At 72.9% G+C, this 16,543-nt stretch carries 10 protein-coding genes; 6 read left to right on the top strand and 4 right to left on the bottom strand.

Annotation, left to right across the window (positions count from 1 at the left end; translation table 11 throughout):
* Window positions 1-5: 5 nt before the first annotated feature.
* The gene (locus tag EKG83_RS41250) at window positions 6-4,280 is read right to left on the bottom strand and encodes a GH92 family glycosyl hydrolase (RefSeq protein WP_407690743.1); all 4,275 of its coding nucleotides are present in this window, start codon (window positions 4,278-4,280) and stop codon (window positions 6-8) included.
* A 172-nt stretch (window positions 4,281-4,452) separates the two neighbouring features.
* Between EKG83_RS41250 and EKG83_RS41245 the strand changes: the two genes are divergently transcribed.
* Window positions 4,453-5,586, top strand: a complete 1,134-nt coding sequence (locus EKG83_RS41245) for an ROK family transcriptional regulator (RefSeq protein ID WP_051766334.1) — start codon at window positions 4,453-4,455, stop codon at window positions 5,584-5,586.
* A 357-nt stretch (window positions 5,587-5,943) separates the two neighbouring features.
* Here the strand turns inward: EKG83_RS41245 and EKG83_RS41240 are convergent, their stop codons facing one another.
* From EKG83_RS41240 to EKG83_RS41230, 3 genes are all read right to left on the bottom strand, one after another.
* Window positions 5,944-7,833, bottom strand: a complete 1,890-nt coding sequence (locus EKG83_RS41240; protein ID WP_033432802.1) for an acyl-CoA dehydrogenase family protein — start codon at window positions 7,831-7,833, stop codon at window positions 5,944-5,946.
* A 449-nt stretch (window positions 7,834-8,282) separates the two neighbouring features.
* A complete protein-coding gene (locus tag EKG83_RS41235) occupies window positions 8,283-8,972 on the bottom strand; it encodes a DUF305 domain-containing protein (protein WP_033432801.1) in 690 nt (229 codons plus the stop codon).
* Window positions 8,973-8,976: 4 nt separating this feature from the next.
* Window positions 8,977-9,783 carry a DUF3105 domain-containing protein gene (locus EKG83_RS41230; protein ID WP_033432800.1) on the bottom strand — a complete coding sequence of 269 codons (807 nt, stop codon included), beginning with the start codon at window positions 9,781-9,783 and terminating at the stop codon, window positions 8,977-8,979.
* A gap of 170 nt (window positions 9,784-9,953) precedes the next feature.
* Here EKG83_RS41230 and argS point away from each other — a divergent pair, with 170 nt between their 5' ends.
* Genes argS through thrB form a run of 5 tightly spaced genes read left to right on the top strand, consistent with a single transcriptional unit; the run spans window position 9,954 to window position 16,266 of the window.
* On the top strand, window positions 9,954-11,597 hold the full coding sequence (argS, locus tag EKG83_RS41225; RefSeq protein WP_033432799.1) for an arginine--tRNA ligase: 1,644 nt from the start codon (window positions 9,954-9,956) through the stop codon (window positions 11,595-11,597).
* Complete coding sequence (gene lysA, locus EKG83_RS41220) at window positions 11,597-13,021, top strand: diaminopimelate decarboxylase (protein WP_033432798.1); 1,425 nt, start codon at window positions 11,597-11,599, stop codon at window positions 13,019-13,021. Before argS ends, lysA begins: the two co-directional genes overlap by 1 nt.
* Window position 13,022: 1 nt before the next feature.
* Window positions 13,023-14,321, top strand: coding sequence for a homoserine dehydrogenase (locus EKG83_RS41215; protein WP_033432797.1), 1,299 nt, complete (start codon window positions 13,023-13,025; stop codon window positions 14,319-14,321).
* A complete protein-coding gene (thrC, locus tag EKG83_RS41210; RefSeq protein WP_033432796.1) occupies window positions 14,318-15,394 on the top strand; it encodes a threonine synthase in 1,077 nt (358 codons plus the stop codon). The genes EKG83_RS41215 and thrC overlap by 4 nt, the downstream gene beginning before the upstream one ends.
* Window positions 15,391-16,266 carry a homoserine kinase gene (gene thrB / locus EKG83_RS41205; RefSeq protein ID WP_033432795.1) on the top strand — a complete coding sequence of 292 codons (876 nt, stop codon included), beginning with the start codon at window positions 15,391-15,393 and terminating at the stop codon, window positions 16,264-16,266. The genes thrC and thrB overlap by 4 nt, the downstream gene beginning before the upstream one ends.
* Window positions 16,267-16,543 lie beyond the last annotated feature (277 nt).

Genomic DNA, 16,543 nt, shown 5'->3' with positions numbered 1-16,543 from the left:
CCGACCTAGAGGGCGGAGCACTGGCCCGTCCTGGGCCCCCTCACCTCGTTGGCCCACCCACCGTTGGTCGGCGGCGGGTCGGCGGCCACGCAGGACATCGGGCCCCGGACCTGGTTGCCGGCCAGGAGGGTGCCGCCCTTGTTGCCCGTCAGGCTCACCGGGCCGCCCGCGGTCACCTTCTCCAGTGACACCTGGCCGGTGGCGTTGGTGATCGCCACCGGGCCGCCGACCTCGCTTTCCACCAGCACGACCGCCGCCGCGCCGGTGGCCGACAGGGGACCGCGCAGGGTGCCGCCGAAGACGTACAGGGAGGCACCCGCCGCCACGGTGACCGGGCCGGTGACCGTGGCCGCGTTCACGCAGGTCACGCCGGAGCGCACGTGCAGCGCGCCGCGGTGCTCACCGGTCACGGCGGTGCACTGCGCGAACGGCTCGGACAGCAGTTCGAACTCGGCGAGCGCGGCCTGGGCGGCGAACTCCAGGCGGTAGTGGCGGTAGTGGCCGGGGGACTCGATCTTGAACGCCCTGGTCTGCTGCCGCCACTGGAACGCCTGGTCGGACCGCTTGTCCACGGTCACCCACGTCTGACCGTCGTACGACGCCCTCAGCTCCCACGCCGCCGGGTCGCCGTCCGCCTTGCCCGAGGTGAGCGTGTAGAAGGTGGCCGCCTCCTTGTTGTCCGGCAGCGAGACCTGGAGCCAGGACGCCGAACCCCTGGTCTGCGAGGTGTCGTCCACCAGGGCCGCCACGGGGCCGGAGGCCGTGGTGTTCCCCGCCGTCGCCACGTCGCGCAGCGGGGCGGGCGGCTCGTCGCCCGTGGTCAGCGACGGCGGGGCGGCGTCGGGACCGGTGGCCCAGCGGGAGGGCGAGTCGCCCATCTCGAAGTCGAGCGTGCCGCCGGACGCGATGTCCTCGTGCCGCAGGTACGCCTTGTCCCACTTCTTCCCGTTGACCTTGAGGGACTGGACGTAGATGTTGCGGGCGCTGTTCCCGGGCGCGTTGACGACCAGCGTGCGGCCGTTCTCCAGGTGCACCGTCGCCTTCTTGAACAGCGGTGAGCCGATCGCGTAGGTGTCGTTGCCCATCTGGAGCGGGTAGAAGCCGAGCGCGCTGAACAGCCACCACGCGGACTGCTCGCCGTTGTCCTCGTCGCCGGGGTAGCCCTGGCCGATCTCGCTGCCCAGGTACAGGCGCCCGAGGATTTCGCGGACCTTCTCCTGCGTCTTCCACGGCCGGCCCGCGTAGTCGTACATGTAGGTGATGTGGTGCGAGACCTGGTTGGAGTGGCCGAGCTGGCCCATCCGCACGTCGCGCGCCTCGGTCATCTCGTGGATCACACCACCGTATGAACCGGGGAACTTCGCGGTCTCCGGGGTGGCGAAGAACTCGTCGAGCTTGGCCGCCAGGCCGTCCCGCCCGCCGTAGAGGTTGGCCAGGCCCTGGCCGTCGTGCGGGACGGAGAAGGCCATGTTCCAGCCGTCGGTCTCGGTGTAGTCGTGGCCCCACTCGCGCGGGTCGTACTCGTCGGGGGCCGCGCGGCGCGTGCCGTCGGGGTTGCGGCCCTGGAAGAAGCCGGTGGCCGGGTCGAACATGTGGACGTAGTTCCGCGCGCGGTTGGCGAAGTACTCGTAGTCCGCGGCGTAACGGGCTTCGCCGGTCTTCTCGTGCAGGGCGCGCGCCATGTTGGCGATGCCGTAGTCGTTGACGTAGCCCTCGATCGCCCACGACATGCCCTCGCCGGTGGCGGTGGAGGTGTAGCCGGTGAAGATCGAGGTGTCCAGGCCCTTGCGGCCGACGCCCGCGTTCGGCGGCGCCACCGTCGCGTTCTTCACGGCGGCCTCGTAGGCGGCCTCGGCGTCGGGCAGGTCCACGCCCTTGACGAACGCGTCCGCGAACGCCACGTCCGAGCTGGTGCCGGTCATCAGGTTGGCGTAGCCGGGGGAGGACCAGCGGGAGATCCAGCCGCCGTCGCGGTACTGCTGCACGAAGCCGTCGGCCAGCTCGGCGGCGCGCTTCGGCGTGAGCAGGCTGTACGCGGGCCACGTGGTGCGGTAGGTGTCCCAGAAGCCGTTGTTGACGTAGATCCTGCCGTCGACGACCTCGGCGCCGGTCCGGGTGGGCGTCGACGGACCGGCGGCCCGCACCGGGGAGGCGTACTGGTGCCTGGGCGCGTCGGCGGTGCCGGTGTTCTCGAAACCGGAGTTCGGGTACAGGTACAGGCGGTAGAGGTTGGAGTACAGCGTGGTCAGCTGGTCCTCGGTCGCGCCCTCGACCTCGACCACGCCCAGCACGTCGTCCCACGCCGCCTGCGCCCGGTCGCGCACCGAGTCGAACGTGTCGGACGCCGAGACCTCCAGCGCGAGGTTCTTCCTCGCCTGCTCCACGCCGATCAGCGAGGTGGCGATCTTCAGCGTGACGGTCTTGTCGGTCGAGGTGTCGAACCGGAAGTAGCCGGCCACGTTGTCGCGGCCCGCGCCGGTCAGCCGGCCACTGGCCGTCACCGGCTTGTCGACCACGCCGTACACGAACAGGCGAGTCGCACCGGTGGACAGGCCGCTCTTGACGTCCGAGAAGCCGGTCACCTCGCCGGTGGCCGGGTCCAGGGTGAGGCCGCCGCTGTTGTTGACGTTGTCGAACACCAGGTTGGACTGGCCGTCGACGAAGGTGAAGCGGAACACCGCGGCGTGGTCGGTCGGCGCGATCTCGGTGCGCATGCCGTTCTCGAACTTCACCCCGTAGTAGTGCGCCCGCGCGGTCTCGTTCTCGTGCCGGAACGGCAGCGCGCGCACGGCCCGGTCGGCGGTGGGCTCACCGGTGGACGGCATGACCTGGAACGTCTGCCGGTCGCCCATCCACGGGCTCGGCTCGTGGCCGGCGGTGAACGCCTGGAGCGTGGGCAGGTTGTCGCGGTTGTTGGTCTTGGCGTACTCGTAGAGCCAGCTGATCGACCCGGCGTTGGTCATGGGCGACCAGAAGTTGAAGCCGTGCGGCACCGCGGTGGCCGGGAAGTTGTTCCCGCGCGAGAACGAACCGCTGGAGTTCGTGCCGCGCGTGGTGAGCACCCAGTCGGTCGGGCGCGCGCGCTCCACCACCTCGGGCGCGGACTTGACCGCGACGTCGTCGATCCAGCCGTTGAACGCGGCCGGGCCCCTCGGGTTGTCGTAGGCGACGAGGATGCGCTTGATCGTCTTGCCCGCGGCCACCGAGCCGACCACGGAGGCCACCCGGTTCCACTGGTTGGTGTAGAGCGACTTCGCCGCGCCCTGGCCGCGCGGGGACAGCTCGAAGCCGTGCTGGTCGCGGGCGCCCAGGTCGCTGAGGTAGGTGCCGTCGGAGAAGGCGAGGTCCAGCGAGGCGTGGGTGGCCGGGTAGTTCAGGTCGTCGGTGGTGAACGACGGGAAGATCAGGTAGGACAGCTCGGTGGTCGCGGTGACCGGGATGTCGACCTCGAACACCTTGTTGTACGAGTAGCCGCGGCCCTCGGCCACGTGCGTGCCCTGGTAGCGCAGCGCGCGGTTGCCGGTGAAGCCCGCGCCCGCCTTGGCGTTGTACCCGCCGTTGGCGCCCTTGCCCACGGTGGTGCGCATGTGCTGCGCGGGCGGGGCGGTGGAGCCGTCGGAGAACTGGACCTCGGCCAGCTGCACCAGGTTCACGCCGCCCGCGTTGCGGGTGATGTCGAGCTGGTAGTACCGGAACGCCTCGGTGTTGGCCAGGTCGTAGGACTTGGTCTGGAACCGCTCGGCGAACGCCTCGCCGGTGCGGCCGTCCAGCGCCGTCCACGTGGTGCCGTCCTGGGAGCCGCGCAGGGTCCAGTCGCGCGGGTCGCGCTCGGGGGCGTCGTTGGCCGAGGTCATCGCGTACCGCTTGACCGCGACCGGTTCGGCGAAGGTGAACCGGACCCAGCCGGTCGGGGTGAACGTCAGCCACTTCGACGCGCTGCTGCCGTCGACGAGGTTCTCCTTGACCTCGCCGGAACCGGAGTTCTCGGAGTTGGCCGCCACGTCGACCACCCGGTCGGTGACGTTGCCCGGGATGCCGGTGGAGTCGTTGCCGTTGACGCCCGAGGTCTTCGGCGTGCCGTCCGGGCCCGTCTCGACCGTGCTCAACCACGTGGCCTGCGGCTGCCCGTCCTCGAACGAGGTGGTGAAGAGCGCTTCGCTCACGGTTGGCTCCCCCGGCTCGGGTGCGGCGGTGGCTGGTGACCAGCCTCCCACGCCTCCCAGCGCCAGGGCAGCGGTCGTGACGACCACCAGCGATCTCCTTGCCCGCATGAGCCTCATTGCGCACGCCTCTCGCCTAAGACGGGTCGATCTTTAGCGAAGCGAATAGCCGCGTGACATCGTTGTCAAGAGAGGTCACCCAACTTGTCCACAAGCCTGTCCGGCCGATGCTCCAACGGATCTAGACTTCCTCGCTGTGACGGCCAAGCCCCCGGTGGGCACCCCGGCGGGGATGCGCGTGCTCAACCAGCGCGCGGTGCTCGACCGGCTGCGCGCGGGCGGCCCGGCGACCCGGCCGCAGATCGCCCGGGACACCGGCCTGTCCAAGCCGACCGTCGGCCAGGCGCTGCTGGACCTGGAGCGGCACGGCCTGGTGCGCCCCACCGGCCGCACCACCGCGGGACCGGGCCGGTCCGCGGTGGTCTACGAGCCGGACCCGGCGGCCGGGCACGTGCTGGGCGTGGACATCGGGCGGCGGCGCATCCGGGCCGCGGTGGCCGACCTGGCGGGCCGGGTGATCGCGCGGGTGGACGAGCGCAACCGGTGCCGGTCGGCGTCCGCGCTGGTCCGCACGGTCAAGGAGCTGGCCACGACGACGGTCGCGGGCGCCGGGCTGTCGTGGGACGACCTGCTGGTCAAGGTGGTCGGCACGCCCGGTGTGCCGGACCCGCGCAGCCGCGCGCTGCACCACGCGCCGAACCTGCCCGGCTGGGAGCGGCCCGGCCTGCTGGACGACCTGGAGGCCGAGCTGGGCGCCGGGCTGGTGGTGGAGAACGACGCCAACCTGGCCGCGGTGGGCGAGCGGGCGCAGGGGGCGGCGCGCGGCGCCGGGGTGTTCGCGTGCCTGACCGTGGGCACCGGGATCGGCATGGGCATCGTGGTGGACGGCCGGCTGTTCCGGGGCGCGCACGGTGCCGCGGGCGAGGTCGGCTACCTGCCCTGGCCCGGTCAGTCCGAAGAGGACGGACGGGTGCGCGGGCAGGTGGAGTCGGCCGCGGCGGCGGGGTCGGTGGTGGCGCTGGCACGTGCGCACGGGCTGGTCGCGCGGTCGGCGCGGGAGGTGTTCGCCGCCGCGGCGGCCGGGGACGGGCGGGCGCTGGCGGCGGTGCGCGAGGAGGCGGAGCGGCTGGCGTTCGTGGTGGCCGCGGTGGTGGCGGTGGTCGACCCGGAGCTGGTGGTGCTGGGCGGCGGCGTCGGCGGCAACACCGAGCTGCTGCGCGAGCCGATGGAGGCGGCGCTGCGCCGGATGACGCCGCTGGCGCCGCGCGTGGTGGCCGGGGAGCTGGGCGACGGCGCGGTGCTCAGCGGGGCGATCGAGATGGGGCTGGGCACGGCCCGGGAGCTCGTGTTCGACCGCCACAGATGATCACTCTCTGAGAGTAGTCGAGTGGGTCTCACCTGCTGATTCACTCAATTGTCGTAAGTGTGAACCGGCAGGTAATGACGTAGCGTTACCCCACCTCCTCCTGGAGGGTGTTGTGTCCTTCCAATGTGGCACAGGGGAGTCGGAAAGGGAGTACGGGGGACGTGGTCCCTTCCCGACCGTGCCGCACGGGGCAGGTGCCGCGCCCGCAAACACCTGCCCCGTGCGTAGGGCCCTCGCGCAGGGCGCTGCGGGCGCAGGGCGCTGCGGGCGCAGGGCACGGCGGGCGCAGGGCACGGCGGGCGCAGGGCACGGCGGGCGCAGGGCACGGCGGGCGCAGGGCACGGCGGGCGCAGGGCACTACGGCGTCTTGCGGTGCACGTTCGGCAGCCCGGTGGGCCCGTCGGCCGCCTCCGCGATCCACGGTCCCGGGATCGACGGGTCGAGCACCCCGTCCTCCAGCCACGCCAGCCGCCCGGCCAGCACGTTGCGCGCCAGCGCGGTGTCGGAGTCGTCGCAGTTGCGCCACAGCCGGTCGAACAGCTCCTCCACCCGCACCCGCGCCTGCGCGGCGAACGCGTCCGCCAGCGCCACCGCGCCGTCACCGCCGGTCGTGGCCCGCACGCACGCCGCGCTGATCGCGAACAGCTCGGCGCCGATGTCCACCAGCCGCGCCAGGAACCGCTGCCTGCGCTCCAGCCGTCCCTGCCAGCGGGACATGGCGTAGAACGTCTGCCTGGCCAGCTTGCGGCTCGACCGCTCCACGAACCGCAGGTGCCCGGCCAGCGGGCCGAACTCGGCGTAGGCCCGCGGCACCTGCCCCCGGCCCACCACCAGGGTCGGCAGCCACCGCGCGTAGAACCCGCCCGCCCTCACCGCGGCCCGCGCCTTGCGCCCCGCGTCGGCCTCCGGGTCGATGATGTCGCCCGCCACGGCCAGGTGCGCGTCCACGGCCTCGCGCGCGATCAGCAGGTGCATGATCTCGGTCGAGCCCTCGAAGATCCGGTTGATCCGCAGGTCCCGCAGCACCTGCTCGGCCGGCACGCCCCGCTCGCCGCGCGCCGCCAGCGAGGCGGCCGTCTCGTAGCCGCGCCCGCCGCGCAGCTGCACCAGCTCGTCGGCGACCAGCCAGGCCATCTCCGAGCCGTACAGCTTGGCCAGCGCGGCCTCGATGCGGACGTCGTGCCCGCCCGCGTCGGCCAGCTCGCCGGCCAGGTCGAGGACGGCCTCCAGCGCGTAGGCGGTGGCGGCGATGAACGCGACCTTGCCCGCCACGGCGTCGTGCTCGCCCACCGGCCGACCCCACTGGACGCGCGCGGCCGACCACTCGCGGGCGACGCGCAGGCACCACTTCGCCGCGCCCGCGCAGATGGCGGGCAGCGACAGCCGGCCGGTGTTGAGGGTGGTGAGCGCGATCTTCAGGCCCGCGCCCTCGCGGCCGATCAGGTTCGCCCGCGGCACGCGCACGTCGTGGAAGCGGGTGACGCCGTTCTCCAGGCCGCGCAGGCCCATGAACCCGTTGCGGTGCTCGACGGTGATGCCCGGCGAGTCGCCCTCCACCACGAACGCGCTGATGCCGCGGCCGGGCACCTTCGCCATCACCACCAGCAGGTCGGCCACCACGCCGTTGGTGGTCCACAGCTTGACGCCGTTGAGCAGGTAGCCGTCGTCGGTGGGGGTGGCGGTGGTGCCCAGGCGGGCCGGGTCGCTGCCCACGTCCGGCTCGGTGAGCAGGAACGCGCTGATCTCGCCGGCGGCGCAGCGGGGCAGGTACTCGCGCTTCTGCTCCTCGGTGCCGAACAGGGCGACCGGCTCGGGCACGCCGATGGACTGGTGCGCGGACAGCATCGCGCCCAGGGCCGGGCACAGGGAGCCGACCAGCATCAGGGCGCGGTTGTAGTGGACCTGGGAGAGGCCGAGTCCGCCGTACTCGCGCTTGATCTTCATGCCGAACGCGCCGAGCTGCTTGAGTCCGGTGAGCACGTGGTCGGGGATGCGCGCGTCGCGCTCGACCTCGGCGCTGTCGACGCTGGTCTCGCAGTACTCCTTCAGGGCGGTCAGGAACGTCTCGCCGCGCTCGCGGTCCTCGGCCGAGCCGGTGGGGTGCGGGTGGACCAGGTCGAGGCGGAAGTGGCCGAGGAACAGCTCGCGGCCGAAGGAGGGGTGGCGCCAGCGGGTCTCGCGGGCCCGTTCGGCTACCTGGCGGGAGGTGCGTTCGTCGACGTTCTTCTCGGGGTCTGTCGTGGTCATCGCGGACCTCCGGGACCGGGCCTCCCACGTTACTACTGGCGGGTAGCCCCATCCGGGTGACGGCCGCGGACGCCGGGGCCGGGGCGGCGCGGGGCAGGTGACCGACTGGTTCCGGCCGGGGGGTTCGGCGAGGGCGGTCCGCCGGTCAACCGGCAAGCCCGCGCGGTTCCCGGGGCCACGGGATCGAGGTGAGCGGCACGCCCGGCCCGCGACCTCGCCGGCCCCTCGTCGCCGGCCTGGGCCGAACTCCCGAAGACGCCGAACAGGAGCCCGCCCGGGGTCGAGGTCGTCGGCCAGGGCCGGCGCGGCGGCGGTCGCCGCGGTCTCACGACCTGCCCCCGGGTCGTGCGGCGTGGTGGCGTGATCATGCCAGGGGCGATCGGGGGGGCGGACAGGTTTTCGCAGCTCACGGCGCTGCGCGCCGGAAGTCACCTGTTCAGGTGACGTTTTCAGCCGCCCAGCGGCGCGGCACCCCGCTGGGCCAGCAGCTCGCGCATGTAGTCGGCCTCGCTGGACTGCGACTTCAGCATGCTCTCGGCGAGGGTGCGCACGGCGTGCTGCTCGGCGTGCTGGGCGCCGTACTCGACCATGGCGGTGCCGCCCTGGTGGTGGCGCAGCATCAGCTGGAGGAAGTAGACGTCGGCCTCGGTGCCCGACAGCGAGCGCAGCCTGGCCAGCTCGTCGGAGGAGGCCATGCCGGGCATCGGGCCGCTGGAGGCGGCCTCGCCGGTGGTGGTGTGGGCGTGCTCGCCGCCGCCGGCGGACATCCAGGCCATGTGCTGCCCGGCGCGCGGCTGCTCGGGCTGGGCCCACAGCATGAGCCAGCCCTTCATGCGGCCCACCTGCTCCAGCTGCGTGCTGGCGACGTCGAACGCGAACTGCCGGACGTTGCGGTCGGTGGTCTTCTCGACGGCGATGTTGGCCATCTGCACGGCCTGCAGGTGGTGCATGGCCATGTCCTGGCAGAAGCCCACGTCCACGGAGTCGGCCGCGGGCGTCGCGGGGTCCTCCGAGTTGGGCAGCTGGATCAGCAGGCCGACCGCCGCGCCGAGGAGCAGGGTGGCGACGACGGCGGCGCTGAGGACCAGCACCCGGGCGAGGTTGCCCCGCCCGGGCGCGGTCCCGACCGGCTCGGTCACGTGCTCAGTTGCCCGCGGAGGAGGCGGTGGTCGAGGCCGACGGCGCCGCGGAACCCCGCGCGCTCTCCGCCTCGGCGCCCATCGGCTCGGCGTCCGCGCCGGGCGCCTCGGCCACGAACGGCGCCGGGCTGGAGGCGAAGGTCGGGTTGTCGCACGAGGCGCCGACCTCGGGGTAGGTGTACTGGTTGCGCCGCAGCGACTCGATGAAGTGGTCGATGCGCTCGTCGTCGGCGGTGTCGACCTTGAGCTGGTGGCCCCACGACTGCACCGAGATCGGCTTGTCCAGCCCCGGGTAGGGCGACATGATCGAGAACGGCTGGCCGTCGATCTTGGCCTTGAGCTTGTCCAGCGCCTCGCCGGTCACCTGGTCGGGGTTGTAGGCCAGCCAGATCGAGCCGTGCTCCATCGCGTGGACCATGTTCTCGGTGCGCACGGCGGTGGGGTAGACCACGCCGTTGCAGTCGGCCCACTGGGTGTCGTGCGGCCCGCCGAACGGCGGCGAGAAGTCGTAGGCCACCCGCTTGGGCGCGTCGACGTGCTTGCCCGGCTGGTAGTCGCGCTTGATCACGCCGGCGATCTGGTCCGAGGGGTCCTTGTTCTCCTCGGACGGCTTCCACCGGGCGAGGGCGGCCTCGCGGTCGCTCTTCTCGTCCAGCTGCACGTACGCGTAGCCGAACACGCCCGCGGCCAGGCCCAGGACGGCGACCACCGCGATGATGGTCCCCCAGGGCTTCGGCTTCTTCGCCACCACCGAGGAGCGCGCCGCCGCAACGCTGGAGCGCGCGGCCTTCGTCTTCTTGCCGCTGGTCATGTCCGCCTCAGTCTCGTCATAGTCCCGTGCCGCCGGCCAGTGTAGGGACACCATGTCTGATCACCGTCAACTGCCCGTCACGGCCGGTGGCCGTTGACAGTTGCCCTTCTCACCTGACGGGACGCCCATCCCGTTCGAGACCAGCGGGAACGCTTCCCTAGACTTGCCGGGTGACTCCCGCTGCGCTAGCTGAACTCGTCCGTGCGACGGCCGTGGACGTGCTGTCCGCGCGAGGTCTCGACCCCGCCGCCCTGCCGACAGCGGTCACGATCGAACGACCCCGCAACCCCGAGCACGGCGACTACGCGACGAACGTGGCCCTCCAGACCGCCAAGAAGGTCGGCGTGACGCCCCGCGACCTGGCCGCGTGGCTCGCCGAGGCGCTGACCTCGACCGACGCCATCTCCACGGTCGAGGTGGCGGGTCCCGGCTTCCTCAACCTGCGGCTGGCCGCGGACGCCCAGGGCGCCATCGTGCGCGACGTGCTCGCGGCGGGCGCCGACTACGGCCGGGGCGACCAGCTGGCCGGGCGCCGGATCAACCTGGAGTTCGTCTCGGCGAACCCGACCGGCCCCATCCACCTCGGCGGCACCCGCTGGGCCGCGGTCGGCGACGCGCTGGGCCGCGTGCTGGCCTTCAACGGCGGCGAGGTGACCCGCGAGTACTACTTCAACGACGCGGGCGCGCAGATCGACCGGTTCGTGCGGTCCCTGATCGCCGCCGCCAAGGGCGAGCCGGCGCCCGAGGACGGCTACGCGGGCGGCTACATCAGCGACATCGCCGCCGAGGTCCTGCGGCAGGAGCCCAGCGCGCTGACCGCGGAGGACTCCGCCGAGGTGTTCCGCCGGATCGGCGTGAACCTCATGTTCGAGGAGATCAAGAAGGACCTCCACGAGTTCGGCACCGACTTCGACGTGTTCTTCCACGAGGACTCGCTGCACCGCTCCGGCGCCGTGACCAAGGCCGTCGACCAGCTCAAGTCCTCCGGCGCGCTGTACTTCGACAACGGCGCCTGGTGGCTGCGGTCCACCGAGTTCGGCGACGACAAGGACCGGGTGGTCATCAAGAGCGACGGCGACCCGGCCTACATCGCGGGCGACATCGCCTACCTGGTCGACAAGCGGTCGCGCGGCTTCGACCTGTGCATCTACATGCTGGGCGCGGACCACCACGGCTACATCGGCCGGCTCAAGGCCGCCGCCTCGGCGCTGGGCGACGACCCGGACTCGGTCGAGGTGCTGATCGGCCAGATGGTGAACCTGGTCAGCGACGGCAAGCCGGTCCGGATGAGCAAGCGCGCGGGCACCGTGATCACCATGCAGGACCTGGTGGAGGCGGTGGGCGTGGACGCCGCCCGGTACGCGATGACCCGGTCCTCGGTCGACTCGACCCTGGACATCGACCTGGACCTGCTGCGCAAGCGCAGCAACGACAACCCGGTGTTCTACGTCCAGTACGCGCACGCCCGGCTGTCGTCGCTGCTGCGCAACGCCGCCGACCTGGGCGTGACGCCCGGCGACGCGCTGGACGAGCTGACCCACGAGCGCGAGGGCGACCTCATCCGCACCATCGGCGAGTTCCCGCGCGTCATCGCCACCGCCGGTGAGCTGCGGGAACCGCACCGCGTGGCCCGCTACCTGGAGGAGCTGGCCGGCACCTACCACCGCTTCTACGAGGCGTGCCGGGTGCTGCCGCGCGGCGACGAGGAGACCACCGAGCTGCACCGCGCCCGGCTCCAGCTGGTCGCGGCCACCCGCCAGGTGCTCGCCAACGGCCTGGCCCTGCTGGGCGTGACCGCCCCGGAGCGGATGTGATGCGCGCGCACCCGGCCGGTCCCCGGCACGCCGACGTCCTGGTCCCGTCGAACACGGCGGGCAACCGGCCGTCTTCGCCCGAAGAGCTGAACCGGCTTCACCCGAACGTGTGGCCTCGGAACGCCGAGCGCGGCGCCGACGGCGTGGTCCGCTTCGGCGGCGTCGACGTGCGGCGGCTCGTCGAGGAGCACGGCACCCCGCTGTTCGTGATGGACGAGGCCGACTTCCGCTCCCGCTGCCGCGACCACGCGCGCGCGTTCGGCGACCCGGCGCTGGTGCACTACGCGTCCAAGGCGTTCCTGTCCGTGGCGGTCGCCCGGTGGGTCGCCGAGGAGGGCCTGAGCATCGACGTGTGCAGCGGCGGCGAGCTGGCCATCGCGCTGCGCGCCGACTTCCCGCCCGAGCGCATCGCGCTGCACGGCAACAACAAGTCGACCGCCGAGCTGACCGCCGCGGTCGAGGCGGGCGTGGGCGCGGTCGTGCTCGACTCGTTCCACGAGATCGCCCGCCTGGACCACGTCGCGCGCGAGCGCGGCCGGGTGCAGCCGGTGATGATCCGGGTCACCGTCGGTGTCGAGGCGCACACGCACGAGTTCATCGCCACCGCCCACGAGGACCAGAAGTTCGGCTTCTCGCTGTCCTCCGGCGACGCCGCCGAGGCCGCCCGCCGGGTGCTCAAGAGCCAGGGCCTGCGGCTGATCGGCCTGCACAGCCACATCGGCTCGCAGATCTTCGACGCCAGCGGCTTCGAGGTGGCCGCCCGCCGGGTCATCGGCCTGCTCGCCGACCTGCGCGACGAGCACGGCGACGAGGTCCTGGAGCACGTGGGCACGGTCGACCTGGGCGGTGGCCTGGGCATCGCCTACACCTCCGACGACGACCCGCCGCCGCCCGCCGAGCTGGCGCGGCAGCTGACCAACATCGTCTCCAAGGAGTGCGAGCACGCGGGCCTGCCGGTGCCGAAGATCGCGGTCGAGCCCGGCCGCGCCGTCGTGGGCCCCGGCACGGTGACCGTCTACGAGGTCGGCACCATCAAGGACGTGCAGCTCGACGCGGGTGCGGTGCGCCGCTACGTCAGCGTGGACGGCGGCATGAGCGACAACATCCGCACCGCCCTCTACGACGCGGTCTACGACTGCCGGCTCGTCTCGCGCGCCGCCGCCGAGGGCACCGGGGCCGTGCTGTGCCGGGTCGTGGGCAAGCACTGCGAGTCCGGCGACGTGGTCGTGCGCGACTGCTGGCTGCCCGACGACCTCGCGCCCGGCGACCTGATCGCGGTGGCCGCGACCGGCGCCTACTGCTACTCGATGGCCAGCGGCTACAACCGGCTGCCCCGGCCGGCGCTCGCCGCCGTGCTGGACGGCGAGGCCCGGCTGCTGCTGCGCCGGGAGACCGAGGAAGACCTGTTCCGCCTGGAGGTATGACGTGCCAAGCCAAAAACCGATCAAGGTCGCGTTGCTGGGCTGCGGCACGGTCGGCACCGAGGTGGTCCGGCTGCTCGTCGACCAGGCGGACGACCTGACCGCCCGCGTCGGCGCGCCGGTCGAGCTGGCCGGCATCGCGGTGCGCAAGCCCAACAAGCACCGCGAGGTGCCCGCGGACCTGCTCACCACCGACGCGGCGGCCCTGGTCGCCTCCGACGTCGACGTGGTGGTCGAGGTCATCGGCGGCATCGAGCCCGCCCGGACCCTGCTGCTCGACGCCCTGCGCGCGGGCAAGTCCGTGGTCACGGCCAACAAGGCGCTGCTCGCCGAGCACTCGGGCGAGCTGTCCGCCGCCGCCGACGCCTCGGGCGCCGACCTGTACTTCGAGGCGTCCGTGGCGGGCGCGATCCCGCTGCTCAGGCCGCTGCGCGAGTCCCTGGCGGGCGACCGCATCACCCGGGTGATGGGCATCGTCAACGGCACCACCAACTTCATCCTCTCCGGCATGGACTCCACCGGCGCGGGCTACGCCGAGGCGCTGGAGGAGGCCACCCGGCTGGGCTACGCCGAGGCCGACCCGACCGCCGACGTGGACGGGTTCGACGCCGCGTCCAAGGCCGCCATCCTGGCCTCGCTGGCCTTCCACAGCCGCGTCACCGCCGCCGACGTGCACCGCGAGGGCATCGCCTCGGTCAGCGCGGCCGACATCGCCGCCGCCAGGGCCCTGGGCCGCACGGTCAAGCTGCTGGCCATCTGCGAGCGCGTGACCGAGGGCGACCAGGAGTCGGTCTCGGTGCGCGTGCACCCCGCGATGATCCCCAGGTCGCACCCGCTGGCCGGGGTGAGCGGCGCGTTCAACGCGGTGTTCGTGGAGGCCGACGCGGCCGGCGAGATGATGTTCTACGGCCAGGGCGCCGGTGGCGCGCCCACGGCCAGCGCGGTGCTCGGCGACCTCGTCGCCGTGGCCCGCAACCTGGTGCAGGGCGGGCGCGGGCCGCGCGAGTCGGCCTACGCGGCACTGCCCGTGCGGCCGATGGGGCAAACCCCCACGCGCTATCACATCAGCCTCGACGTCGCCGATCGGGCGGGCGTGTTGTCGCAGGTCGCGGCGGTGTTCGCGGAGCACGACGTGAGCATCGCGGCGGTGCGGCAGGAGGGACGGGTCGACGACGCCAGCCTGGTCGTCGTCACCCACGCCGCGACCGACGCGGCACTGCGGTCGACCGTGGACAAAATCGGCGGGCTGCCCGTGGTCAGGGAAGTGGTCAGCGTGATGCGGGTGGAAGGCGAAGAGACATGACGATCCAAGCGGGCGTGCGGCCGGGGTGGCCCGGCATCATCCACGCCTACGCGGACCGGATCCAGCTCCCAGGGGGAGCCCGGGTGATCACGCTCCACGAGGGCGGCACCCCCCTGGTGCACGCCGAGCACCTGTCCGAGCTGACGGGCTGCGAGGTGCACGTCAAGGTCGAGGGGGCCAACCCCACCGGCTCGTTCAAGGACCGCGGCATGACCGTGGCCATGACCCACGCGCTGGCCGGCGGCGTCCGGGCGGTCATCTGCGCCTCGACCGGCAACACCTCCGCGTCGGCGGCGGCCTACGCGGCCAAGGCGGGCCTCACCGCCGCGGTGCTCGTCCCGCGCGGCAAGATCGCGCTGGGCAAGCTCGCCCAGGCCGTGGCGCACGGCGCGCGCATCCTCCAGATCGACGGCAACTTCGACGACTGCCTCGAACTGGCGGCCAAGACCGCGACCGAGTACCCGATCACGCTGGTCAACTCGGTCAACCCGGTGCGGCTGGTCGGCCAGAAGACCGCCGCCTGGGAGATCTGCGACGTGCTCGGCCGCGCGCCGGACGTGCACTGCCTGCCCGTGGGCAACGCGGGCAACATCACCGCGTACTGGCGCGGCTACTCCGACTACGTGAACGACGGCGTGGTGCCGGCCGCGCCGCGCATGTTCGGCTTCCAGGCCGCGGGCGCCGCGCCGCTGGTGCTCGGCGAGCCGGTGGCGAACCCGGAGACCATCGCGACCGCCATCCGGGTGGGCAGCCCCGCCTCCTGGACCGGCGCGGTCACCGCCAAGGACGAGTCCGGCGGCCTGTTCGAGGCGGTCACCGACGAGAAGATCCTGGAGGCGTACCGGCTGCTCGCCTCGACCGAGGGCATCTTCGTCGAGCCCGCGTCCGCCACCAGCGTGGCCGGCCTGCTGGCCACCGCCGCCGACGGCCGGCTGCCCAGGGGCTCCCTGGTCGTGTGCACGGTCACCGGCCACGGCCTCAAGGACCCCGACTCGGCGCTGCTGGGCATGGCCGAGGTCGAGCCGGTGCCGGTCGACCCCGACGCGGTGGCCTCGGCGCTGGAGCTGGCGTGACCGGCGTCCGGGTCCGGGTCCCGGCCTCCACGGCGAACCTCGGCTCCGGGTTCGACGCCCTGGGCATGGCCCTGGGGCTGCACGACGAGCTGGACTTCGAGGTCGTGCCGGGCGGGCTGGCGATCGAGGTCACCGGCGAGGGCGCCGGTGACGTGCCCACTGACGAGCGGCACCTGGTCGTGCGGGCCTTCCGCGCGGCCGGTGCCCGGCTCGGGCTGGACGTGCCGGGGCTGCGGCTGCGGTGCCGCAACGCCATCCCGCACGCCCGCGGCCTGGGGTCGTCCTCGGCGGCGGTGGTGGCCGGCGTGGCGGCCGCCCACGGCCTCGCCGGTCGCGAGTTGGACACGGACGCGTTGCAACTCGCCGCGGAGTTCGACGGCCACGCCGACAACGCCGCGGCCAGCATGTTCGGCGGCGCGGTGATCGCGTGGACGGAGGGTGACCGGTACCGCGCGGTGCGCTTCACCCCGCACCCGGGCGTGTCGCCGGTCGCGCTGGTGCCGGCGGAGCGGTCCGCCACGCACGCGACCCGCGGCCTGCTGCCGTCGAAGGTGCCGCACGAGGACGCCGCGTTCGCCGCGGCCCGGTCCGCGCTGGCCGTGCACGCGCTCTCGCACGACCCGTCGCTGCTGGTGAAAGCCCTGGACGACCGGCTGCACGAGCCGTACCGGGAGCCGGCCTGGCCGGCCACGTCGCGCCTGGTCCGGGCGCTGCGGGAGGCCGGGGTGGCGGCCGCGGTGTCCGGCGCGGGACCCACGGTCCTGGCCCTTCCCCCGGACGGGGAACTGCCCGATGGGGTGGACCTCGGCGGGTTCGAGGCGCTCCGGGTCCCCGTTGACCTGGGCGGCGTGTGCGTTGCGCCACTCGGCTGAGTGACGCGACGCGCCGTGCGTCGGTTGTTGCAACCGACCGTACCGGCGTCTACCCTCGGGGCCATCAGTCACCGCGCGCACGGGCGCCGGTGTGGTGCCCGGACGTTCGCTCCGGATCGCATTCCTCCAGTGACTTGGCCCTGTGCCGGATGGACGGGGTTGGCGCTGGAAGGCACCCGCTCGCCGTGTGACCGAAAGTCCCGTACTGGAGGGCTCCGCCTTCGCGCGCGCTGACGCGCCGACGAAGTCCGCCTGCCCCGGGGCGAAACTGCCGCTC

Source organism: Saccharothrix syringae, assembly GCF_009498035.1.
Classification (GTDB): Bacteria; Actinomycetota; Actinomycetes; order Mycobacteriales; family Pseudonocardiaceae; genus Actinosynnema; species Actinosynnema syringae.
Note: the sequence above shows the minus strand (reverse complement) of the source record. Positions and strands in the feature narration are given on the sequence as shown.